We start from the raw sequence: 22,133 nt of genomic DNA, 5'->3' as shown, positions 1-22,133 counted from the left end.
CCGGCGCGAGAGCATGGGAAACGCGAAAGGGACAGGGATGAGGCTCATCTTCTTGGGACCGCCGGGCGCCGGCAAGGGAACGCAGGCCGCGCGCATCTCCGAGCGCCACGGCATCCCGCAGCTGTCGACGGGCGACATGCTGCGCGCCGCCGCCGCTGCCGGCTCGCCGGTCGGGCTCGAGGCGAAGAAGCTCATCGACGCCGGCGCGCTGGTGCCGGACGAGGTGGTGGTCGGCATCGTGGCCGAGCGCATCGAGGAGCCGGACGCGGCCAAGGGCTTCATCCTGGACGGGTTCCCGCGCACGGTCGCGCAGGCCGAGGCGCTCGACCGGATGCTCGCGTCGAAGGGTCTCTCCCTCGACGCCGTGATCGAGTTCGTGGTGGACGAGGGCGCGCTCCTCGACCGCATCGCCACCCGCGCCCGCGAGATGCAGGAGCGCGGCCAGGAAGTGCGCAAGGACGACAATCCCGAGGTCTTCAAGACCCGTCTCGAAGCCTTCAGGAAGCAGACGGCGCCGCTCTCGGCCTATTATGCCGAGAAGGGGCAGCTGGAGAAGATCGACGGCATGAAGCCGATCGACGAGGTCACCCGCGATCTCGTCGCCCTGCTCGAGAAAAAGGCGGGCTGAGCGCATGCGCTCTTGACGTGGCGCGTCAACCCGTGTACGGGCCCGTCTTCCAGCGTCGAACACAGGTCCCGGCGGGCTTCGCGAGAGGCCGACCGGGACTTTGCGTGCTTCGCCTCACGGCCCGAATGGGCCCAACCCGCGCGAGGGCCGGCCTCCACCGGACGCGCGACATCACGAACCCGCCGGCGGCCGAACGGTTCGCGCGGCTCATATGGAGACGAGACGTGGCTCGTATCGCAGGCGTCAACATTCCGACCAACAAGCGCGTCGTCATCGCGCTGCAGTACATTCACGGCATCGGGGCCAAGAAGGCCCAGGAGATCTGCGAGAAGGTCTCGATCCCGGCCGAGCGCCGCGTGAACGAGCTCACCGACGCGGAGATCCTCCAGGTCCGCGAGACCATCGATCGCGACTACATCGTCGAGGGCGACCTGCGCCGCGAGGTCTCGATGAACATCAAGCGCCTGATGGACCTCGGCGTCTATCGCGGCCTGCGTCACCGCCGCAACCTGCCGGTCCGCGGCCAGCGTACGCATACCAACGCGCGCACCCGCAAGGGGAAGGCGAAGCCGATCGCCGGCAAGAAGAAGTGATCGCCACCGCGTGATTTCCCGGGGCGGCGCCGTCGTCGCCCCCTCTCATCCCGAGCGCCTGGCATGACGGGCGCGCCAGAAGGACCGAGGACAGATGGCTCGAGACACCACCCGCGTCCGCCGCCGCGAACGCAAGAACATCGTTTCCGGCGTCGCGCACGTGAACGCGTCGTTCAACAACACGCTCATCACCATCACCGACGCGCAGGGCAACACGATCTCCTGGTCGTCCGCCGGCATGATGGGCTTCAAGGGCTCGCGCAAGTCGACGCCCTACGCCGCCCAGGTCGCGGCGGAGGATGCCGCCCGCAAGGCGGCCGAGCACGGCATGCGCACCCTCGAGGTCGAGGTCTCCGGCCCGGGCTCCGGCCGCGAGTCGGCGCTGCGCGCGCTCCAGGCGGCGGGCTTCACCGTCACCTCCATCCGCGACGTCACGCCGATTCCCCACAACGGCTGCCGTCCGCGCAAGCGTCGCCGCGTCTGACGCGCACGCTCGGCGCGCCGCGAACCGGGTCCCGCTCTCGGGCCGCGCGGCGCGCATCGTTCGGGAGGCGCCGCGCGCGTCTCCCGCTTTGCCCGTCTCACGAGAGGTGAGGTCGTGATTCAGAAGAACTGGCAAGAGCTGATCAAGCCGAACAAGCTGCAGGTCAGCCCGGGCGACGACCCGAAGCGCGTCGCCACCGTCGTGGCCGAGCCGCTCGAGCGCGGCTTCGGGACCACTTTCGGCAATGCGCTGCGGCGCGTGCTCCTGTCCTCGCTCCAGGGCGCGGCGGTCTCCGCCGTGCAGATCGACGGGGTCCTGCACGAGTTCTCGTCGATCCCGGGCGTGCGCGAGGACGTGACGGACATCGTCCTCAACATCAAGGCGATCGCCATCCGCATGCACGGCGACGGCCCCAAGCGCATGACGCTGCGCAAGACGGGCCCCGGCCTCGTCACCGCCGGCGACATCAACACGATCGGCGACGTCGAGATCCTCAATCCGGACCTCGTCCTGTGCACCCTCGACGAGGGCGCCGAGATCCGGATGGAGTTCACGGTCAACACCGGCAAGGGCTACGTCTCGGCGGACCGCAATCGCCCCGAGGACGCCCCGATCGGCCTCATCCCGGTCGACGCCCTCTACTCGCCGGTGCGCAAGGTCTCCTACCGTGTCGAGAACACCCGTGAGGGCCAGATCCTCGACTACGACAAGCTGACCATGACGGTGGAGACCGACGGCTCGGTCACGCCGGAGGATGCGCTCGCGTACGCGGCGCGCATCATCCAGGACCAGCTGGCGATCTTCGTGAACTTCGAGGAGCCCCGCAAGGAGGAGGCCGCGACGGTCTCGCCGCAGCTGCCCTTCCCGCCGGCGCTGCTCAAGAAGGTCGACGAGCTCGAGCTCTCGGTGCGTTCGGCCAACTGCCTGAAGAACGACAACATCGTCTATATCGGCGACCTGATCCAGAAGACGGAAGCCGAGATGCTGCGCACGCCGAACTTCGGCCGCAAGTCGCTCAACGAGATCAAGGAAGTGCTCGCCGGCATGGGCCTGCATCTCGGGATGGAAGTGCCGGGCTGGCCGCCGGAGAACATCGAGGATCTCGCCAAGCGCTTCGAGGAGCACTACTGAGATCCGCGCCTCCGCCGAACGGCGGGGGCGCATCCACACCGGGCGTTCCGCCCGATCAAGACGGACGGCCGTTCCTTGGCACGGCGGCCGGCAACGAAGGAGAGCCACCATGCGTCACGGATATCGCGGCCGCCGCTTCAACCGTACGGCCGAGCATCGCAAGGCGATGTTCAAGAACCTCGCTCAGGCGCTGATCAAGCACGAGCAGATCGTCACCACGCTGCCGAAGGCGAAGGACCTGCGTCCGGTCGTCGAGAAGCTGATCACGCTGGCCAAGCGCGGCGACCTGCACGCCCGTCGCCAGGCCATCTCCCGCATCCAGGACGAGACGCTGGTCAAGAAGCTGTTCGACGTGCTCGGCCCCCGCTACGCCGAGCGTCCGGGCGGTTACACCCGCGTCCTCAAGGCCGGTTTCCGCTACGGCGACAACGCCCCGATGGCGGTGATCGAGCTCGTCGACCGCGATCCGGACGCGAAGGGCCAGGACTCGGGCCCCTCCGCCGAGGTGGAGACGGAAGAGGCCGCCTGAGGGCGCCTTCCACCGGCACGGATTTCGAGAGGGCGGTCCCGCGGGGCCGCCCTTTTTCGTTCGGGTGGTGACGGGTACCGCGAAGGCACAATTTGGGATATTGTTGAGGAGGTCGACCGTCTGACGGCAGGTGCAGACGTTCTTCGTGTCGGCCGAACCATGGGGGCAGGACTCATGACGGGCCGAAGCGAAAGCCGCGCAGAGAGGCTCTTCGAGTTCATCGATCGCGTCCAAATCACAACCCCGCGTGGGCGCTTCTTCGTGCTCGGCGGACCTGTTTCAAGTCGGGAAATGGACGCGATGAAGTTGGCACTTCTAGAACGGGAGGGCTCGGAAGCGTTCGCCTTTGCCGACCGGGTGAACGACCGCGTAATCGCCAAGGCGCAGGGTCTCCTCGCCTTCAACGCCATTATCGCGGCTGCGGCTCTTTTCGTCGCCGCTGAAGGCGCGGGCGGGTGGTTCGTGAGGGGCGCCTTCGGCTCCTCCTTCATCGCCTCGGTGTGCACCTTGGCCTCGCTCTTCGTCTTCTGGGCAGACGCGGAGACGGTCCGGTCGAGAGGCGCGGATCTCGAGATGACGGTCTATCTCGTCTGCCGGCGCGCGGCGCTGACCGGCGCAGCGACGCTTCTTTCTCTAGCCGCATCGGCCATGACGCTCGGAGCGTTTCTGGCGTTCCAGCACGGGTGACGGGTCGCGTCGATCAATGCTGGTCGCGGTCGACCGCCGAGGTCGAGCGTTCACCCCCCACCCAGTCTCCCCATGATCGTCCGCATCACGCCCGGCAGGTCGCGGTCGATCTCGATGGCGAAGAAACGCAGCACGCGGAAGCCCGCCTGCGCCAGGGCGTCGTCGCGGGCCTGGTCGGCGGGGGAGGGGCCCTGGTCCGCCGCCGCGTCCACCTCGACGACGAGGCGCGCGCGCAGGCACGCGAAGTCGACGATCCCGCCGAGGAGGGGCGCCTTGCGGCGGAACTGGAAGCCGTCGGCGCGCAGGCGCCGCAAGGCCTGCCAGAGGCGGCGTTCCTGCGGGCTCATCTCGCGTCGCTCGGCGCGGGCGCGCAGGATCGTGGCTGCGGGCGCGCGGCGGATCTCGCGCGAGGAAGGGGCTTGCGAAGGCGTCGGCATGAAGGCGTCTCCCGTTCGTGAACGGACGCCATGCTATGTCGAGTCTCGGCGCTAGAACAATTCAGGAACAAACCGCATATCGCAACGTCATCCGGCCCGCCCGCCCGGCTTGCATGCCGGGCGGGCGCACCGCGCCGCGGTCACTGGACCGGGTAGAAGAAGCACGGGCGGGCCATGGCCTGCCAGGCGGTGGCGCCGCGCTGGCCGGTGGGCTGCGTCACCTTGCCCTGGGCGCCGGCCCAGATGCCCCAGTTGGCGCCGTGCTGGGCGATCGCCTGGTTCGACCACACGGCCTGGGCGGCCGCGGGGCTGGAGCCGTGGGCGACGACGGGCGACGCCTTGCAGTCGCCCGGCTGCGGGCCGGGGGCGCGCAGCTGGAGGGCGTCGGCCGGGGTGGCGACGACGGAGCCGAGGAAGCCCGCGCCGAGCGCGAGGGCGGCGAAGGCGGCGGGGGCGGCGAGCTTGAACATGGGTCGGGGTCTCCTGATCGGGTCTGGGTCTTCGAGGCGGGGCGCGGGGTCTGGTGTCTCGCGCCTCGTCCTCGCTTCGTCGGACCCACCCGTCGGGAGGTTCACGTGCGTTGGGGAAAAATTCGCAAGCCCCCTTCAGATCACCGCGACACCCATCTGCGCGAACAGATCGCCGTAATCGAGCAGCACCCAGTTCTCGCGGATCGTGCCGGCCTCGCAGCGCCAGAAATCCATCACCCGCAGGGTCAGCGCCCGGCCCGTCGGCGGGACGCCGAGATAGGGGCCGGCATGGGTCATGGTCATGGAGGGCCAGCCGCCGGAGCAGACGTAGTCGCCGTCGCCGAAGCGGCAGAAATGGTTGCCGCCCACCCGGTCCGGAAACGCCGTGAGGAAGGGGATGCGGTGGTCGCGCTGGAAGCCGGGATAGGTGAAGTTCGCGCCGATCCCCGCCGGCCCGTACCAGAGCATCTGCGGATGCCAGTAGCCGGTCTGGCCCGCGGATTCGAAGCTCGTCGGGTCGAAGGCGCGCAGATCCGTCAGCATCGCTTCGACGAGGGCGGCCGAGGACTCGGAGCGCTCCGGCGCGTCGGGCATGACGCCGTCGTGCGTCGCCGGACCGGGGAAGAGCATCTCGGTCCCGAGCATGTGGGGGAGGGGGAAGGCCCCCGTCTGGCGCTTGAGGTCGAGGAGGTCGAGGAGGATCGTCGCCTCGACGATGGTCTCGCCCTCGATCCGGTACATCTCCCCGGCGCGCAGGAAGACGAGCCTGCCGTTGGGCGTCACCCGCCCGAAGGGCCGCTCGAAATTGCCGACATAGTGGCCGAGCGCGGCGACGAAGTCCCCCTCGCCGCGCCGGGTCGTGCCGGCCATGAAGATCTCGTCGCGGCGCAGGCACCGCGGCAGCGCCCGGCGCAAGGGGAGGATCAGCCCCTCGAGCACGGCCTCGATCCCGACGAGATCGCCGAGCGGATGGCAGACGCGGTAGCGGACGTCCGGCGCGAGGCGGGTCTCGAGCAGGGGCCGCAGGTCGGTCTCCGGAGCCTCCATGAGCGCGTGGAGGAACGAATATGTCGCGCGGCGCGCGGCCCGCAGATCTTTCATGAGTCACCGGGTGGGCGAGGGTTCGCATAAAATGCTTGCCAACGCGAAGGAGTGCCGTCAATCTCGTTTTGCATAGGTATGCAAGACCGAAGGCCAGAGAGCTCGCCAAGGGCCGGCCGGGGAGCGCGCGCATGGCCGAGGTCCGTCTGGAGCACGTCACCAAGCGGTGGGGATCGTTCGTCGGCGTCGCCGATTTCGACCTGACCATCGCCGACCGGGAATTCCTGGTCCTGCTCGGGCCGTCCGGCTGCGGCAAGACGACGACCATGCGCATGATCGCAGGCCTCGAGGACGCGACCTCGGGGGCGATCTTCATCGGCGAACGGCGGGTGAACGACCTCGATCCTAAGGATCGGGACGTGGCGATGGTGTTCCAGAGCTACGGGCTCTACCCGAACATGAACGTCTACGAGAACATCCGCTTCCCCCTGAAGGTGCGCAAGGTCCCGGCCTCCGAGCACGACGAGCGGGTGCGCCGCGCGGCGGCGATGGTGGAGCTCGACGCCTTCCTGCACCGCAAGCCCGCCGAGCTCTCCGGCGGCCAGCGCCAGCGGGTGGCGCTCGCCCGCGCCATCGTGCGCGAGCCGACCGTGTTCCTGATGGACGAGCCGCTCTCCAACCTCGACGCCAAGCTGCGCGTCTCGACCCGCGCGCAGATCAAGAACCTCCAGCACGAATTGAAGGTGACGACGATCTACGTCACCCACGACCAGATCGAGGCGATGACCCTCGCCGACCGGGTCGTGGTGATGAACAAGGGCGTGATCCAGCAGGTCGGCACGCCGACGGAGATCTACGACGACCCGGCCAACACCTTCGTCGCGGGCTTCATCGGCTCGCCGGCGATGAACCTGATGGAGGGCGTCGTCCAGGGCGGGATCTTCGTCGGGCAGAGCGTGCGCGTGCCCGGAATCGCGCTGCCCGACGGGCCGGTGACGCTCGGCTTCCGCGCCGAGGACGCGGCGCTGGCCATGGACGGGAAAGGGGAGATCGTCGCCCCGATCTACACGCTCGAGCTCCTCGGCGATGCGACCATGATCACCGTGCGCGCCGGCGGGGCGCTCGTGTCCGTGAAGGCGCACAAGGATTTTCGCGCCGGGATCGGGGACCGGGCGGCGATCCGCCTCGCGCCGGAGCTCTGCCATCTCTTCGACGCCGAGAGCGGCGCGCGGCTGACGCCGGCGCGCGCGGCGGGCGGCGTCCGGGCGGCGGCGGCCCGCTGACACGCGAACCGGCGATCGACACCTCCAGGAACGAGACCAACGGGGAACGAGGATCAGAGAATGAAGACCAGCCATATCGCGCTCGCGGCCGCGCTCTCGCTCGCGGCCGGCCCGGCCCTCGCCCAGGAGGGATGCGACTTCACCACCGACCTGGCGATCAAGCACCTCTCCGCCGCCTTCCCGGCCTGGGTGGCCGTGACGGACACGATGAAGGAGTGCGCGCCGAACCTCGTGGTCGAGCTCGACCAGGAGTTCCGCCAGAAGCAGCCGACCGCCTTCGCGGCCGAGCCCTCGCTCTACCACATCGGCGGCGTCGCCAACGGCACGCTCACCCCGCTTCTGAACGAGGGCACCATCCGCCCGCTCGACGCCTATGTCGAGCAGTACGGCCAGGACCTCTCGCCGAACCAGCTCATCCGCGTCGACGGGAAGATCGTGGCCATCGCCATGATGGTGAACACGCAGCACCTGATGTACCGCACGGACGTGTTCGAGGAGCTCGGTCTCGACGTGCCGACCACCTACGCCGAGGTGCTCGACGCCGCCGCGAAGATCCGCGAGGCGGGGCTCGTCGAGTACCCGATCGGGGCCACCATGGCGTCCGGCTGGAACCTCGCCCAGGACTTCGTCAACATGTATGCCGGCTTCGGCGGGGAGTTCTTCGACGCGGAGGGCAACACGCTGATCACGTCGGAAGCCGGCGTGAAGGCGCTCGAGACGATGAAGGCGCTAACCGAGTACATGGATCCGGAATTCCTGGTCTCGGACTCGACCTACGTCCAGCAGCAGTTCCAGCAGGGCAAGATCGCCATGGCCAACCTCTGGGCCACCCGCGCCGCGGCGATGGACGACGAGGCCGAGAGCCAGGTCGCCGGCAAGGTCGGCATGGCGCCCGCGCCCTTCGCCGAGGAGGGCGCCAAGCCCGCCACGACGATCTGGTGGGACGGCATCGTCATCGCCCAGAACATCCCCGACGAGGAGGCCGAGGCCGCCTTCCGGCTGGCGCTGGAAGGGCTCTCGCCGCGGATGGTCGCCGCCAACAACGACGACGCGGTCTGGCTGATCGAGGGCTACACGCCCGGCCCGCTCGCCGAGGGCGCGATCCAGACGGCGATGGCCGGGCCGGTGGCCTATCCCTCGTCGGTCGAGATGGGGCTCCTGCACACGGCCATCGGCAACAACATCGCCGACTACCTCACCGGCCAGGAGAGCGCCGAGCAGTCCCTCGCCGACACCGAGGCCGCCTATCTCGCCGCGGCCCGCGAGGCGGGGCTGCTGCAGTAACGCCGACGCGCGGCGCGGTTCGCGCGCCGCGTGTCGTCCCCGGCCGAAGCGCCGTCAGGCGCGGAGGGGAAGGGGACCCAGCAATGGAGTCGCGGCGAAGCCGCCGCTGTCGGCGGCGACCAGCCGCCTGGTCGGCGGCGCAGGGAGCGCCTGCGGCGCGACAGTCTCGCGCTGGGTCCCCTTCCCCTCCGCCGGCTTCGCCGGCTCCGGCCGGGGATGACACCCGCTCGACCGGTATCGGGTCGAGAGCAACCACGCTCAGGGAGGGACAGGGATGAAGCCGCGCACGTTCTTCGCCTTCGTCGGGCCGTCCCTGATCATGATGCTCGTGTTCATCGCGGCGCCGCTGGTCTTCGTCTTCGCCCAGAGCTTCTACAACACGCAGACCGTGTTCGAGCGGGTGGAGGAGGAGCGCTGCACGCCGGGCTTCCCGGCGCCGAACTGCGAGACCATCGTCTCGACGCGGCCGCTGCTCGACGAGAACGGGCGCGTCGTCACGCGGACCGTCTTCGTCGGGCTCGAGACCTACCGCGCGCTGCTCCAGCCGGAGGCCGTCGCCGCGGCCTTCGCGGCGGGGGAGGGGGTGTGGACGCGCCTGTCGAACATCGACTTCTACAAGGCGCTGCGCTTCACCCTCACCTTCACGCTGATCACGCTGCCGCTCGTGCTGGGCCTCGGTCTCGCGGTGGCGCTCGCGGTGAACTCGGTGGTGCGCTCCGTGCGCGGGCCGGTGATCTTCGTCTCGCTCCTGCCCTTCATCATCACGCCCGTGATCGGCGCGCTGTCGATCCGCTGGCTGTTCATCGGCGACGGCATCCTGACGAACGCGATGGAGGCGCTGACCGGGCGCGAGATCTTCATGTTCGCGCAAGGGTGGACGATCGAGCTGCTGATGCTGTTCTACCGCGTCTGGCACGTGGCGCCCTTCGCCTTCGTCGTGTTCTACGCCGGGCTCCAGACCGTGAACCAGGACACGCTCGAGAGCGCGGTGATCGACGGCGCCTCGCGCGTCGAGCGGCTGCGCTACGTCGTCGTGCCCCACCTGATGCCGCTCATCGTCTTCGTGGCCCTGATCCACCTGATGGATTCCTACCGCGTCTTCGAGGAGGTGATCGGCTTCTCCGCTTCCGCCCACCGGATCTCGCTGCAATTCCTCACCTACGACTTCCTGACGCCCGACGATTCCGGCAACCGCTCCATCTCGCGGGCCTCCGCCTCCTCCATGCTGACCATGGTGGGCATCGTCGTCCTGCTGATCCCGCTTCTCATGCGCACCTGGCGCGACTACCGGCCGAGGGGGTGAGACCATGATGGGCGCCAAGACCCTGCAGCCCTCCGCATCCTTGCGCTGGACGACCGGCCTCTTCCTCGGCTTCTGGTGCCTGATCGCCGCGTTCCCCTTGTTCTGGATCGCGGTGATGAGCTTCAAGCTCCCCGTCGACGCCTTCGCGGCGAACCCCTTCGCCGTGATCTTCGGGCCGGCGACCCGCGCGACGGGGCAGGGGCTCTCCGTGCTCGATCTCGTGCTCGGCGCGGCGACGCTGGTCGCCCTGTATCTCGTCGCCGCGCGCCGGCTCGGGAGATGGGTGGAGAAGGCCGCGCCGGACGCCTGGCTGCCGCTCGGCTGGCTCGTCGGCGGCGTGCTCTACGGCGTCGCCGCGATGGCGGTGCTGGCGCTCCTGCTGCCGGCCGTGCTCGGCGGGCTCGAGGCCCTGCTCGCGCCGATCCCGGTGCTGGGGCTCCTGGCGCAGCCGGTGCTCGGGCTGACGCTGGAGCATTACCGGAACGTCTGGGTCGACCAGGAATTCTACCGCAACTTTCTCAACTCGCTCCTCGTGACCGGCGGCGTGGTGACGATCTCGCTCACCGTCGGCACGCTCGCGGGCTATGCGCTCGCGCGCACGCGCTCCTCGCTCGCCTTCTGGCTCTTGATCTCGGCCCTGATCTTCCGCGCCCTGCCGCATTCGGTGCTGGTGTCCGGCTACCTGCCGCCCTTCATCAACTCCGCCGAGATCCTGGAGCCGATCCTCGGCGATAACGCGCCGACGCTCTACGGCCAGCCGCTCGCCGTGATCCTGGTGCTGGTGGCGATCAACCAGCCGTTCACGATCTGGATGCTGCGCTCGTTCTTCATGAACATCCCGGCCGAGCTCGACGAGGCGGCGCGGGTCGACGGCTGCTCGCATTTCGAGGCGTTCTGGCGCGTCATCATGCCGGTGATGTGGCCTGGCGTGATCACGACGGGGCTGTTCTCCTTCCTGCTCGCCTACAACGACTTCCTCGTCACCTCGCTGCTGCTCGACGCGCAGAACCAGACCATGGTCCCCGCCATAGCCGGCTTCTTCAACCGCGAGACGACGACGACGGACCAGGTCCGCGCGGTGGCCGCGGCGGTGTCGATCACCGCGCCCCTGTTCCTGCTCGTGATGGTGTTCCAGCGCCAGATCGTGTCCGGCCTCACCGCGGGGGCGGTGAAGGGATGAGGAGATCCGGCCCCGCGCGAAAGTTCGACCGATCGCGAAGCACGAGGTCGGCGATGGCGCACCCGGCCTTCTCCTTCCCTGTAGGGGAAGGTGACTCGGCGAAGCCGAGACGGATGGGGCGCGCGGAACGCGCGTTCGGCGTAGCCGAAGCATGGTGCGCCCGCCGGACACCGCCCGATTTCCGCTTCGCGGAACGCGCTGCGCGCGCCCCATCCGTCACCGCGCTCCGCGCGGCGCCACCTTCCCCTACAGGGAAGGACAAGAGAGGCGACCCTTCAACTCAGGTGACCCCATGCCCGAATTTCTGAAATCCTCCCGAAGCCAGGCGGAGCGCGCCGAGGACGACGCCAGGGTCCGCACGACGGTGGAGGGCATCCTCGCCGACATCGAGGCCCGCGGCGACGCCGCCGTGCGGGAGCTCTCGGCGAAGTTCGACCGCTACGAGCCCGCCGCCTTCCGCCTCACGGACGCCGAGATCGAGGCCGCGATCGCCGCCGTCTCCCCGCGCGACCTCGAGGACATCCGCTTCGCGCAAGACCAGATCCGCCGCTTCGCCGAAGCGCAGCGCGCCACGATGCAGGATCTCGAGGTCGAGACCCGTCCCGGCGTGATCCTCGGGCACCGGCACGTCCCGGTGAACGCGGTCGGCTGCTACGTGCCCGGCGGCAAGTACCCGATGGTGGCCTCGGCCCACATGTCGGTGCTCACCGCCGCGGTCGCCGGCTGCAAGCGCATCGTCGCCGCCGCGCCGCCGGTGAACGGCAAGCCGCATCCGGCGATCGTCGCGGCCATGCATCTCGCCGGGGCGACCGAGATCCTCTGCCTCGGCGGCGTCCAGGCCGTGGGGGCGATGGCGCTCGGCACGGAGACGATCGCGCCGGTTGACATGCTGGTCGGCCCCGGCAACGCCTTCGTGGCGGAGGCCAAGCGCCAGCTCTACGGGCGGGTGGGCATCGACCTCTTCGCCGGCCCGACCGAGACCTGCGTGATCGCCGACGAGACGGTCGACGCCGAGATGGTCGCGACCGACCTGCTCGGCCAGGCCGAGCACGGCCCGACCTCGCCGGCGGTGCTGATCACCAATTCCCGCACGCTCGCCGTGGAGACGCTCGCCGAGATCGAGCGGCTGCTCGGCATCCTCCCCACCGCCGACATCGCCCGGGTGTCCTGGGCGGATTACGGCGAGGTGATCCTCTGCGAGAGCTACGAGGAGATGCTGTCGGAGAGCGAGCGCATCGCCTCCGAGCACGTCCAGGTGATGACGGCGCGCGACGACTGGTTCCTCGCCAACATGACCAATTACGGCGCGCTCTTCCTCGGCCCGCGCACCAACGTCGCCAACGGCGACAAGGTCATCGGCACGAACCATACGCTGCCGACCAAGCGCGCGGGCCGCTACACCGGTGGGCTCTGGGTCGGCAAGTTCCTGAAGACGCACACCTACCAGAAGGTCCTCACCGACGAGGCCGCGGCCGAGATCGGGGCCTATTGCTCGCGGCTGTGCATGCTGGAAGGCTTCGTCGGCCATGCCGAGCAGGCGAACGTGCGGGTGCGCCGCTTCGGCCGCCGGAACGTGCCCTACGGCGCGGCGGCTGAGTGAGCGGGCCCGCGCGCACCATGTCCAAGCCGTTGCCCAAGCCCTCGCCCACCTCCCTCGACGTCGCCGCCCGGGCCGGGGTCTCCCAGTCCGCGGTGAGCCGCGCCTTCACGCCCGGCGCCTCGGTCTCCAAGGCGACCCGCGCGAAGGTGATGGCGGCGGCCGAGGAGCTCGGCTACCGCCCCAACGTGCTGGCGCGCACGCTGATCACCGGGCGCTCGCGCATCGTGGCGCTCGTCGTCGCCTATCTCGACAACCAGTTCTACCCGGTGGCGCTGGAGAAGTTCTCCAAGGCCTTCCAGGCGCTCGGCTACCACGTGCTCGTCTTCATGGCGTCCAACGCCGACGAGGACGTGGCGCACGTGCTGGACGGGCTCCTCGACTACCAGGTCGACGGCGTGATCATGGCCTCCGTGTCGATCTCGAACCGTCTCGCGGCGCGCTGCGAGACGGCGGGCGTGCCGGTGGTGCTGTTCAATCGCCGGCAGGACGACGAGCGGCTTTCCGCCATCACCTCGGACAACGTCGCCGGCGGCGCCAAGGCGGCGGACCACCTCGTCTCCCTGGGCCGGCGGCGGATCGCGCACGTCACCGGCTGGTCGGGCTCCTCCACGGGGCGCGATCGGCGCGAAGGCTTCCTCGCGCGGCTCGACGCGCACGGCGTCGCTCCCGTGGCGGTGGTCGACGGGATGTACGACCGCGAGGTGGCGCAGCAGCTCACCCGCGCGCTCTGCGCCGGGCCGGAGCGGCCGGACGCGCTCTTCGTCGGCTCGGACCACATGGCCTTCGCGGTCATGGACACGCTGCGCTTCGAGCTGGGCCTGCGCGTGCCCGACGACGTCGCCGTGGTGGGCTACGACGACGTGCCCATGGCCGGCTGGCCGGCCTACGACCTCACGACGGTGCGCCAGTCCGCCGATGCGATGGTGGCGGCGACCGTCGAGACCCTGATGGCGCGCATCGACGACCCGTCGATGGCGCCCCGCCACCTGCGCATCGACGCACCCCTCGTCGTGCGCGGCTCCACCGTGAAGCGAGAGACCACCCGATGAAGGGCTTCGACCCCCGCTGGCGCGATTTTCCGCACTACATCCTCGGCGTCACCGAGGAGATCTGGGAGGGCCGCGGCGTCCACACGCTGCGCGAGACCTACGCGCCGGACATCCCCGTGCGCGCGCCCGCCGGCCTCGTCGTCGGCAACGAGGCGGTGATCGCCGCGACGATGGCGACGCTCGCCGAGTTCCCGGATCGCCGGCTCCTCGGCGAGGACGTGATCTGGTCGGGCGACGACGAGGCGGGCTATCTCTCCTCCCACCGCATCCTCTCCACCGCGACCCACGCCCGCGACGGCGTCTACGGCCGCGCGACCGGGAAAACGCTGCGCTACCGCATCATCGCCGACTGCGCCGCGCGGGAGAACGTCATCTACGACGAGTGGATCATCCGCGACCAGGGCGCCATCGTGCGCCAGCTCGGCCTCGACCCGGCGGACTACGCCCGCGACCAGATCGCGGCGGAGGGCGGTCCCGCGAGCGCGCGCCGGCCTCTGACGCCGGCGACGAACCCGCCGCCGATCTATACGGGCCGCGGCAACGACTCGGAATGGGGCGCGCGCTACGCGGCGCTCCTCACGCGGATCATGAACGCCGACCTCGCCGCGATCGCGAGCGCGTACGACCGCGCCTGCCAGCTGGAGCTGCCCGGCGGCGTCACCGGCCACGGCCGCGCGGCGGCGGACGCTTTCTGGATGGGGCTGCGCGCCGCGCTCCCCTCCGCGGCCTTCACGATCGAGCACGTGATCGGTCGCGAGGACCCCATGATGCCCCCGCGCGCGGCTCTGCGCTGGTCGCTGCACGGCCGCCACGACGGCTGGGGCGCCTTCGGCCGCCCGACGGGGGCGGAGGTCTACGTGATGGGCTTCTCCCACGCCGAGTTCGGGCCCGCGGGCCTGCGCCGCGAATGGACGCTCTTCGACGAGACCGCGATCTGGAAGCAGATCCTCCTCCATACCGGACACGCAGGATAAGACGCCATGGACACGCCCGTTCTCACGCCGGCCGAGATGGAGGCGCGCATCGTGCGCTACGGCGCGCTCGTGCCCTGCCGCACCGCCTTCATCGACGCGCACACGCCGGGCTCCGACCAGAAGGAGAACTTCACCATCATCGGCGGGGGCGTCTCGGAGAGCCCGGACCAGCACGTCCACATCGCGGAGACGCCGGGCTTCAACATCGGCGCCGCCGGCCAGCCGCCCAAGTGTCGCAACTCGCTCCATTCCCACCGCACGGCCGAGGTGTTCTTCGTGCTGAAGGGCCGCTGGCGCTTCTTCTGGGGGCGCTTCGGCACGGCGGGCGAGGTGGTGCTCGAGGAGGGCGACATCTTCGACATCCCCACCGGCATCTTCCGCGGCTTCGAGAACATCGGCACGGATTACGGGATGATCATGGCGATCCTCGGCGGCGACGACGCCGGCGGCGGCGTGATCTGGGCGCCCCAGGTGATCGAGGACGCCGAGGACCACGGCCTCGTCCTGGGAAAGAACGGCAAGCTCTACGACACCAAGAAGGGCCAGCATCTCCCCGACGGCGTGCCGCCGATGCCGCTCCTGACGGAGGAGGAGCTCGAGGCCTTCCCCGAGCTGCCGCCGTCGGCGGTGGTGCGCGACTACATCGCCCGCTACTGGGACCTGATGGCGCTGGCGAAGCACGAGCCGGCCAGGGTCATCGGCGCGGAGGGGCTGATCCGCGACCGCCCCGGCTTCGAGGTCGAGCTCCTCGCCCGCGGCTCGATCCCGGAGGAGGCCTACGCGACGCAGAGGCACGAGGTGCTCATGGTGATGCGCGGCCATTGGCGCCTCGCCTGGGCCGGCGGCGAGACCGTGCTCGCGCCGGGCGACACCTGCGCCGTGCCGCCGGGCCTCTCGCGCGCGCTCGCGCCCTCCATGTCCGGCGAGGCGAGCCTCTACCGCGTGCGCAATACGGACGACCAGCCCGGCCCGACGCGGCGGTCACATCTCCCCGCAGGGGAGGTGGGCCGCGCCAGCGGCCGGGGGGGGGGCGGCGCGCGTCGCGATTCCCCTCTCCCTCGTGGAGAGGGGCTAGGGCTGAGGGGCGTCGGGCAGCGCTCCGGCCGGACCCCGGAAGATGGCTTCTTTCGGATCGCGGCGCTCCGATCCGATCCTTCCCTGTAGGGAAGGTGGCGCGCCGCCGCAGGCGGCGTGACGGATGGGGCGCGGCGCGTGAGCGACGCGTTCCGCGAAGCGGAAGTGACCGGTGACCGGCGGTCTCGCCCGTCGGCTTCGGCTTCGCCGAACGCGCGTTCCGCGCGCCCCATCCGTCCCGCCGCTTCGCGGCGGTCCACCTTCCCCTACAGGGAAGGAAAGGCTTCGGCGCGCCCGCCGAGCGCTCTCCACGAGGGAGAGGAGAGAGCCCGAAGCGTCGGCTCGTTCGCGTTGGACACGTTCGTCTTGGAAAAGGAAACGCCCCGATGAGCATCCCCGTCACCCATGTCGGCTCGCTGCCCCGCTCGCAGGCGGTGGTCGACCAGCTCTTCGCCCGCGAGCGCGGCGAGCCCGTCGACGAGGCCGTCTTCGACGAGACCATGCGCGCAGCCGTGTCCGAGACCGTGCGCCGCCAGGTCGAGGCGGGGGTGACGATCGTCTCCGACGGGGAGACCTCGAAGATCTCGTATGCCACCTACGTCAAGGACCGCTACGAGGGCTTCGGCGGCGACAGCCCGCGCAACGCGCCCGCCGACCTGAAGCTCTACCCGACCTTCCTCGAGCGCCTCGCCAGGTCCGGCGGCACGCCGACCTACGCGCGCCCGCAATGCATCGGGGAGGTGCGCTCCAAGGGCCAGGGCGAGCTGGAGAAGGACATCGCCAACCTGAAGGCCGCCATGGCCGAGCACGGCGCGGCCCGCGGCTTCATGAACGCCGCCTCGCCCGGCGTGATCTCGCTCTTCCTCCAGAACGCCCACTACCCCACCCGCGAGGCCTACCTCGCGGCCTTGGCCGACGTGATGAAGGCCGAGTACGAGACCATCGTGGCCGCCGGTCTCGACCTGCAGCTCGACTGCCCGGACCTCGCCCTCTCGCGCCACATGCTGTTCACCGACCTCTCCGACGACGAGTTCGTGCGCGTGGCGCGGACACACGTCGAGGCGCTCAACCACGCGCTCTCCGACGTGCCGAAGGAGAAGGTGCGCGTCCACATCTGCTGGGGCAATTACGAGGGCCCGCACGTCTGCGACATCGGCATGGACAAGGTGTTCTCGACGCTGATGTCGGTGAAGGCCCGCTATCTCCTGTTCGAGACCTCGAACCCGCGCCACGCCCACGAATGGACCGTCTTCCGCGACCGGGCGCGGGAGATCCCCGAGGACGTCGTGCTCGTGCCGGGCGTCGTCGACACCACGACGAACTTCGTCGAGCACCCGGAGGTCGTCGCCCAGCGGCTCGAGCGGTTCCTGCCGATCGTCGGGGCCGAGCGGGTGATCGCCGGCTCCGATTGCGGCTTCGGCACCTTCGCCGGCTTCGGCGCGGTCGATCCCGAGATCGCCTATGCGAAGCTCGCCACGCTGGCGGAGGGCGCGGCCCTGGCGGGCGCACGCGTCCCGGCGTAAGGAAGCGCCATGACCGAGAATCCCGAACCCCTCCTCCTCGTCCCCGGCATGCTCTGCGACGCGCGGCTCTACGGCCCGCAGATCGCGGCGCTTTCCGGGATGCGCTCCGTGTCCGTGCCGACGATCGCCCATGCCGACAGCGTCGCGGCGCTCGCCGCCTCGATCCTCGCGGAAGCGCCGCCGCGCTTCGCGCTGGCGGGGCTGTCCATGGGCGGGATCGTGGCGATGGAGGTGGTGCGCCAGGCGCCCGACCGCGTGACGCGCCTCGCGCTCCTCGACACCAACCCGCTCGGCGAGACCGACAAGGTCCGCGCCGCCCGCGAGCCGCAGATCGAAGAGGCGCTCGCCGGCGGGCTCGAGGCGGTGATCCGCCGCGACATGTGGCCGGTCTATCTCCACGCGGAGAGCGAGCGGCAGGACATCCGCGACCTCGCCCTCGCCATGGCGCTGGCGCAGGGCGCGGAGGTCTTCGCCCGCCAGTCCCGCGCGCTGCAGACGCGGCCCGACCAGCAGGAGACGCTGCGCGCCTATCGCGGCCCGACGCTGATCCTGTGCGGCGAGGACGACCGGCTCTGCCCGGTCAAGCGCCACACCCTGATGCACGAGCTGATGCCCGGCTCGACGCTCACGATCGTCCCCGGCGCCGGCCACCTGCCGACGCTGGAGACGCCCGAGGCGGTGAACGCGGCCATGGCGGCGTGGCTCGCGGGGTGAAGTCGCCTCAGCTCGCCTCGCCCTCGAAGATCCCGAGCCCGCCGGCCTCCTCGCCCCAGAGCGCCTCGACGCGGGCGTCGCGGCCGCAATTCCAGCGGTAGAACTTGTAGGCGAGCGGGTTCTTCTCGTAATAATCCTGGTGGTAGTCCTCGGCCGCATAGAACTCCGTCGGCTCCTCGATCGTGGTGGCGATCGGCTCGTCGAAGCGGCCGGCGACCTCCTCTTTCGTCTCCCGCGCCAGCCGCTCCTGCTCCGCGTCGAGCGGGAAGATCGCCGAGCGGTACTGCTCGCCCACGTCGCAGAACTGAGCGCCCGCCGTGAGCGGGTCGATCGTGCGCCAGAAGACGTGGAGCAGCTCCTCGTAGGAGACCCGGTTCGGATCGTAGACGATCTCCACCGCCTCGGCGTGACCCGTGCCGCCGGCGGAAACCTGCTCGTAGGTCGGGTCCTCCACCGCGCCGCCGACATAGCCGGACGTGGTCTCGAGCACGCCGGGCACCTCGTCGAAATCGGCCTCGACGCACCAGAAGCAACCGCCGGCGAGGATGGCGCGGGCCGTGCCGTCGCCGTCCTGCGCCGAGGCGGGCGCGGCGAGCAGGGCGGCGCCCGCGAGCGCGCCGAGCAGCGTGCGGGATATCATGCGAACCATGGTCGGTCTCCTTCGCTTTCCCGCAATGTGGGGGCCGCGGGCTCGGGCGCAATCGGGCTGCGCAAGACGCCGCGGGCGCGGGCGCAAGGAAAGATCCTGGTCTATCGGCGTTGGCTTGCGTAGATGAAAGAGACGCGACGCGACACGAAGAGGACGGAAGCGATGGGCCTTCTGGTCGAGGGACGCTGGCAGGACCAGTGGTACGACACGAAATCCACCGGCGGACGCTTCAAGCGCCAGGCATCCCAGTTCCGCGACTGGATCACGCCCGACGGCTCCCCCGGACCGAGCGGGGAGGGCGGCTTCGCCGCCGAGCCGGGGCGCTATCACCTTTACGTGAGCCTCGCCTGCCCCTGGGCCCACCGCACCCTGATCTTCCGCAAGCTCAAGGGCCTGGAGGAGATGATCTCGCTGTCCGTGGTGCACTGGTTCATGGGCGAGGAGGGCTGGACCTTCGCGCCCGGCGAGGGGGTGATCCCCGATCCCGTCAACGGGGCGCGGGTGATGCACCAGGTCTACACCGCCGCGAACCCGACCTATACCGGGCGCGTGACCGTGCCGGTCCTCTGGGACAAGCAGCGCGGGACCATCGTCTCGAACGAGTCGGCCGAGATCATCCGCATGCTCAACACCGCCTTCGACCGGGTCGGCGCGACGCCGGGGGACTACTATCCCGCGCCGCTGCGCGACGAGATCGATGCGGTCAACGCGCGCGTCTACGACGACGTCAACAACGGCGTCTACAAGTCCGGCTTCGCCACGAGCCAGGAGGCCTACGAGGAGGCGGTGCGCCCGCTCTTCGCCACCCTCGACTGGCTGGAGGAGCGGCTGTCGAAGAGCCGCTACCTCGTCGGCGACGCGATCACCGAGGCCGATTGGCGGCTGTTCACGACGCTGGTGCGCTTCGACCCGGTCTATGTCGGGCACTTCAAGTGCAACATCCGCCGGATCGTCGACTACCCCAACCTCTCCGGCTACCTGCGCGAGCTCTACCAGATCCCCGGCGTCGCCGAGACCTGCGACTTCGGTCATATCAAGCGGCACTATTACGAGAGCCACCCGAGCGTGAACCCGTCGGGCGTCGTGCCGCTGGGGCCGGAGCTCGACCTGATGGCGCCGCACGGGCGGGGGTGAGGGGCGCCAGGCGCCACCGTTGTCATCCCCGGCCGGAGCGCCGAAGGCGCGGAGAGGAAGGGGACCCAGCACAAGAATGCTCGCCGCGAAGCGGCGTCCATCGGCGGCGACCAGCCGCCTGGTCGGCGGCGATAGAGCGCCTTCGGCGCGCTTTCTGCGCTGGGTCCCCTTGTATCTTCGTCGGCGACCTTGAGCGCTGCTAAGCTTGGGGTTGCGACGGGGTCGGTAGCAGCCGACCCCGTCGCGGGCGGGACGCGCTCGTGAGTCCCCTCTGGCCGACAACCGTGGGAAGCCTGGGACGCCCGCCCTGTCGCACGCGACCGCACAGTCGCTTGGTCTCCAACGATCGCATGCGCAAGGAAGGCTACCGTGACGACACCGATTTGTGGAGTGGACATCGGCATGGAGCGGCTCGACGCCGCCCTGTCCGGACAGGAGAACGCGAGGAAGCACCTCGTCGTCGAACGAACGCCCGAAGGCGTCGCACGTCTCGCGGAATGGTGCCGCGCGCACCGCGTCCGCCTCGTCGTGCTGGAGGCCACCGGCGGGTACGAGCGCCTCGTCCACCGCCTGCTCTGGGCGGAAGGGCTGCCTTGCGCCATCGCCAACCCCCGCCAGGTCCGCCACTTCGCCGAGGCCATCGGCAAGCTCGAGAAGACCGATCGCATCGACGCCGGCGTCATCGCCGACTTTGGGGCGACGGGAAAGCTGCGCCCCAAGGCGCCGGACGACGCGGCGCAGGCCCGCCTCGGCGAGCTCGTCACGCGTCGACGCCAGCTCGTGCGCGACAAGGTCGCCTGCCAGAACCGCGCACGCCTGGTCGAGGACGAGGCCGTGCGCGCCTCCATCGAGCGCCAGATCGACTTCCTGCGCGAGGAGGTCGCTTTGTTCGATCGCGAGATCGCCGAGCAGACCCGCACCGCCCCGCTCGCCAGCGCACTGCTCGACGCCTTCTGCGAGATCAAGGGCGTCTCGACCGCCAGCGCCGCCCTCGTCCTCGCCGACCTGCCCGAGATCGGGCTCCTCACCGGCAAGCAGGCCGCCAAGCTCACGGGAACGGCTCCTCTCGCCAAGGACAGCGCCACCATCGCCGGCAAACGCTCCACCCGTGGCGGCCGCGCCAGCGTCCGATCCGGCCTGTACCCGATCGTCACCGTTCTCGTCCGCCACAACCCCGACTTCGCCGCCAAGCACGCCGCCCTCAAGGCCAAGGGAAAAGCGCCAAAATCCATCCGCATCGCTCTCCTGCGCAAGCTCGTCGTCCGCCTCAACGCCATCGCCAGAGACGTTCGAAAAGCCCTTGCCGAAAGCCAGCACAATGCCGTAGCCGCTTGACAGACAAGACAGTCGCTTCCCCTCCGGTCGCTTCGCGACCTGCGGCCGGGGATGACGACGGTTCACCCCGCCCCGCCGGCCTCCGTATTGAGCCAGGCCGCGCCGCAGGCCTTGGCCAGCTCGCGCACCCGCAGGATGTAGCTCTGGCGCTCGGTCACCGAGATCACGCCGCGCGCGTCGAGCAGGTTGAAGGCGTGGGAGGCCTTGATGCACTGGTCGTAGGCCGGCAGCGCCATGTCGTGGCGCTCGCCGCGGTCGCCCGCCTCGAGATACTTCCGGCAGGCGGCCTCGGCGTCCTTGAAATGGCGGAACAGCATCTCGACATCGGCGTGCTCGAAATTGTGCCGCGAATATTCCTTCTCGGCCTGCAGGAAGACGTCGCCGTAGGAGACCCGCTCAGCCCCGTCCAGCCCGTTGAAGTTCAGGTCGTAGACGCTCTCCACGCCCTGCACGTACATGGCGATGCGCTCGAGGCCGTAGGTGATCTCGCCGGAGACCGGCGCGCACTCGAAGCCGCAGGCCTGCTGGAAATAGGTGAACTGGCTCACCTCCATGCCGTCGCACCAGCATTCCCAGCCGAGCCCCCAGGCGCCGAGCGTCGGGCTCTCCCAATCGTCCTCGACGAAGCGCACGTCGTGCACCGTCGGATCGAGGCCGATGGCGGCGAGCGAGCCGAGATAGAGCTCCTGGATATCCGGCGGGCTCGGCTTCAGGATCACCTGGAACTGATAATAATGCTGCAGCCGGTTCGGGTTCTCGCCGTAGCGCCCGTCCTTCGGCCGGCGCGAGGGCTGCACGTAGGCGGCGCGCCACGGCTTCGGTCCGAGCGAGCGCAGCGTCGTCGCCGGATGGAAGGTGCCCGCGCCGACCTCGAGATCGTAGGGCTGGAGGACGACGCAGCCCCGCTCGGCCCAATAGCGCTGCAGCGTCAGGATCAGGCCCTGAAACGAGCGCTTCGGGTCCATATGCGGGGCGGTCTCGGCGGTCATCGTCGGGTCTCTCGCGCGGGCGGGTTCGGCGCGAGAGGGATG

22 protein-coding genes and 1 pseudogene are annotated in these 22,133 nt (G+C 69.9%); 18 read left to right on the top strand and 5 right to left on the bottom strand.

The annotated features are described in order from the left end of the window. The first annotated feature begins 37 nt into the window (after positions 1-37). The 6 genes from ABL310_RS18400 (at position 38) to ABL310_RS18375 (ending at position 4,052) form a co-directional block, all read left to right on the top strand. The gene (locus tag ABL310_RS18400; protein ID WP_349368452.1) at positions 38-628 is read left to right on the top strand and encodes an adenylate kinase; all 591 of its coding nucleotides are present in this window, start codon (positions 38-40) and stop codon (positions 626-628) included. A gap of 224 nt (positions 629-852) precedes the next feature. Then, entirely contained in the window at positions 853-1,221 is a 369-nt protein-coding gene (gene rpsM / locus ABL310_RS18395; RefSeq protein WP_349368451.1) for a 30S ribosomal protein S13, read from the top strand. 94 nt (positions 1,222-1,315) lie between these two features. Continuing rightward, the gene (rpsK, locus tag ABL310_RS18390; RefSeq protein WP_349368450.1) at positions 1,316-1,705 is read left to right on the top strand and encodes a 30S ribosomal protein S11; all 390 of its coding nucleotides are present in this window, start codon (positions 1,316-1,318) and stop codon (positions 1,703-1,705) included. A gap of 114 nt (positions 1,706-1,819) precedes the next feature. Then, positions 1,820-2,836, top strand: a complete 1,017-nt coding sequence (locus ABL310_RS18385) for a DNA-directed RNA polymerase subunit alpha (protein ID WP_349368449.1) — start codon at positions 1,820-1,822, stop codon at positions 2,834-2,836. Positions 2,837-2,945: 109 nt separating this feature from the next. Then, positions 2,946-3,365 (top strand): 50S ribosomal protein L17, encoded by a 420-nt coding sequence (rplQ, locus tag ABL310_RS18380; RefSeq protein WP_349368448.1) that lies wholly within the window; start codon positions 2,946-2,948, stop codon positions 3,363-3,365. A 174-nt stretch (positions 3,366-3,539) separates the two neighbouring features. Then, positions 3,540-4,052, top strand: coding sequence for a hypothetical protein (locus ABL310_RS18375; RefSeq protein ID WP_349368447.1), 513 nt, complete (start codon positions 3,540-3,542; stop codon positions 4,050-4,052). A 50-nt stretch (positions 4,053-4,102) separates the two neighbouring features. Here the strand turns inward: ABL310_RS18375 and ABL310_RS18370 are convergent, their stop codons facing one another. The 3 genes from ABL310_RS18370 to ABL310_RS18360 all read right to left on the bottom strand — a co-directional run bounded on the left by ABL310_RS18370 (position 4,103) and on the right by ABL310_RS18360 (position 6,060). Then, entirely contained in the window at positions 4,103-4,489 is a 387-nt protein-coding gene (locus ABL310_RS18370; protein ID WP_349368446.1) for an endonuclease domain-containing protein, read from the bottom strand. Between the two features lie 140 nt (positions 4,490-4,629). Then, a complete protein-coding gene (locus ABL310_RS18365; RefSeq protein WP_349368445.1) occupies positions 4,630-4,959 on the bottom strand; it encodes a hypothetical protein in 330 nt (109 codons plus the stop codon). A 135-nt stretch (positions 4,960-5,094) separates the two neighbouring features. After that, on the bottom strand, positions 5,095-6,060 hold the full coding sequence (locus ABL310_RS18360; RefSeq protein WP_349368444.1) for an ester cyclase: 966 nt from the start codon (positions 6,058-6,060) through the stop codon (positions 5,095-5,097). A gap of 131 nt (positions 6,061-6,191) precedes the next feature. Between ABL310_RS18360 and ABL310_RS18355 the strand changes: the two genes are divergently transcribed. From ABL310_RS18355 to ABL310_RS18310, 10 genes and pseudogenes are all read left to right on the top strand, one after another. Continuing rightward, positions 6,192-7,283, top strand: a complete 1,092-nt coding sequence (locus ABL310_RS18355; protein WP_349368443.1) for an ABC transporter ATP-binding protein — start codon at positions 6,192-6,194, stop codon at positions 7,281-7,283. Between the two features lie 60 nt (positions 7,284-7,343). Further along, positions 7,344-8,567, top strand: coding sequence for an extracellular solute-binding protein (locus ABL310_RS18350; RefSeq protein WP_349368442.1), 1,224 nt, complete (start codon positions 7,344-7,346; stop codon positions 8,565-8,567). Between the two features lie 274 nt (positions 8,568-8,841). Beyond that, complete coding sequence (locus ABL310_RS18345; RefSeq protein WP_349368441.1) at positions 8,842-9,870, top strand: sugar ABC transporter permease; 1,029 nt, start codon at positions 8,842-8,844, stop codon at positions 9,868-9,870. A 4-nt stretch (positions 9,871-9,874) separates the two neighbouring features. After that, a complete protein-coding gene (locus ABL310_RS18340) occupies positions 9,875-11,050 on the top strand; it encodes a carbohydrate ABC transporter permease (RefSeq protein WP_349368440.1) in 1,176 nt (391 codons plus the stop codon). Positions 11,051-11,342: 292 nt separating this feature from the next. Continuing rightward, on the top strand, positions 11,343-12,650 hold the full coding sequence (gene hisD / locus ABL310_RS18335; RefSeq protein WP_349368439.1) for a histidinol dehydrogenase: 1,308 nt from the start codon (positions 11,343-11,345) through the stop codon (positions 12,648-12,650). A gap of 17 nt (positions 12,651-12,667) precedes the next feature. Further along, a complete protein-coding gene (locus tag ABL310_RS18330) occupies positions 12,668-13,699 on the top strand; it encodes a LacI family DNA-binding transcriptional regulator (protein ID WP_349368438.1) in 1,032 nt (343 codons plus the stop codon). Further along, a complete protein-coding gene (locus tag ABL310_RS18325) occupies positions 13,696-14,673 on the top strand; it encodes an ester cyclase (protein WP_349368437.1) in 978 nt (325 codons plus the stop codon). The genes ABL310_RS18330 and ABL310_RS18325 overlap by 4 nt, the downstream gene beginning before the upstream one ends. 6 nt (positions 14,674-14,679) lie before the next feature. Beyond that, positions 14,680-15,654 (top strand): annotated as a pseudogene (locus tag ABL310_RS18320) (cupin domain-containing protein); the annotation flags it as partial. Positions 15,655-16,133: 479 nt separating this feature from the next. Continuing rightward, positions 16,134-17,270 (top strand): cobalamin-independent methionine synthase II family protein, encoded by a 1,137-nt coding sequence (locus tag ABL310_RS18315; protein ID WP_349368436.1) that lies wholly within the window; start codon positions 16,134-16,136, stop codon positions 17,268-17,270. 9 nt (positions 17,271-17,279) lie between these two features. Continuing rightward, entirely contained in the window at positions 17,280-17,984 is a 705-nt protein-coding gene (locus ABL310_RS18310; protein ID WP_349368435.1) for an alpha/beta fold hydrolase, read from the top strand. 7 nt (positions 17,985-17,991) lie between these two features. On the opposite strand, the gene msrA is transcribed toward ABL310_RS18310, so the two are convergent. Beyond that, positions 17,992-18,633: a peptide-methionine (S)-S-oxide reductase MsrA gene (gene msrA, locus ABL310_RS18305; protein WP_349368434.1), complete on the bottom strand. Its 642-nt coding sequence runs from the start codon at positions 18,631-18,633 to the stop codon at positions 17,992-17,994. 162 nt (positions 18,634-18,795) lie between these two features. Between msrA and ABL310_RS18300 the strand changes: the two genes are divergently transcribed. Then, the gene (locus ABL310_RS18300; RefSeq protein ID WP_349368433.1) at positions 18,796-19,767 is read left to right on the top strand and encodes a glutathione S-transferase family protein; all 972 of its coding nucleotides are present in this window, start codon (positions 18,796-18,798) and stop codon (positions 19,765-19,767) included. A 369-nt stretch (positions 19,768-20,136) separates the two neighbouring features. Then, positions 20,137-21,102 (top strand): IS110 family transposase, encoded by a 966-nt coding sequence (locus ABL310_RS18295; RefSeq protein ID WP_349367582.1) that lies wholly within the window; start codon positions 20,137-20,139, stop codon positions 21,100-21,102. Positions 21,103-21,164: 62 nt separating this feature from the next. Here the strand turns inward: ABL310_RS18295 and ABL310_RS18290 are convergent, their stop codons facing one another. Further along, entirely contained in the window at positions 21,165-22,091 is a 927-nt protein-coding gene (locus ABL310_RS18290; RefSeq protein WP_349368432.1) for a glycine--tRNA ligase subunit alpha, read from the bottom strand. Positions 22,092-22,133: the final 42 nt, after the last annotated feature.

It is taken from the genome of Salinarimonas sp. (assembly GCF_040111675.1).
Classification (GTDB): Bacteria; Pseudomonadota; Alphaproteobacteria; order Rhizobiales; family Beijerinckiaceae; genus Salinarimonas.
Note: the sequence above shows the minus strand (reverse complement) of the source record. Positions and strands in the feature narration are given on the sequence as shown.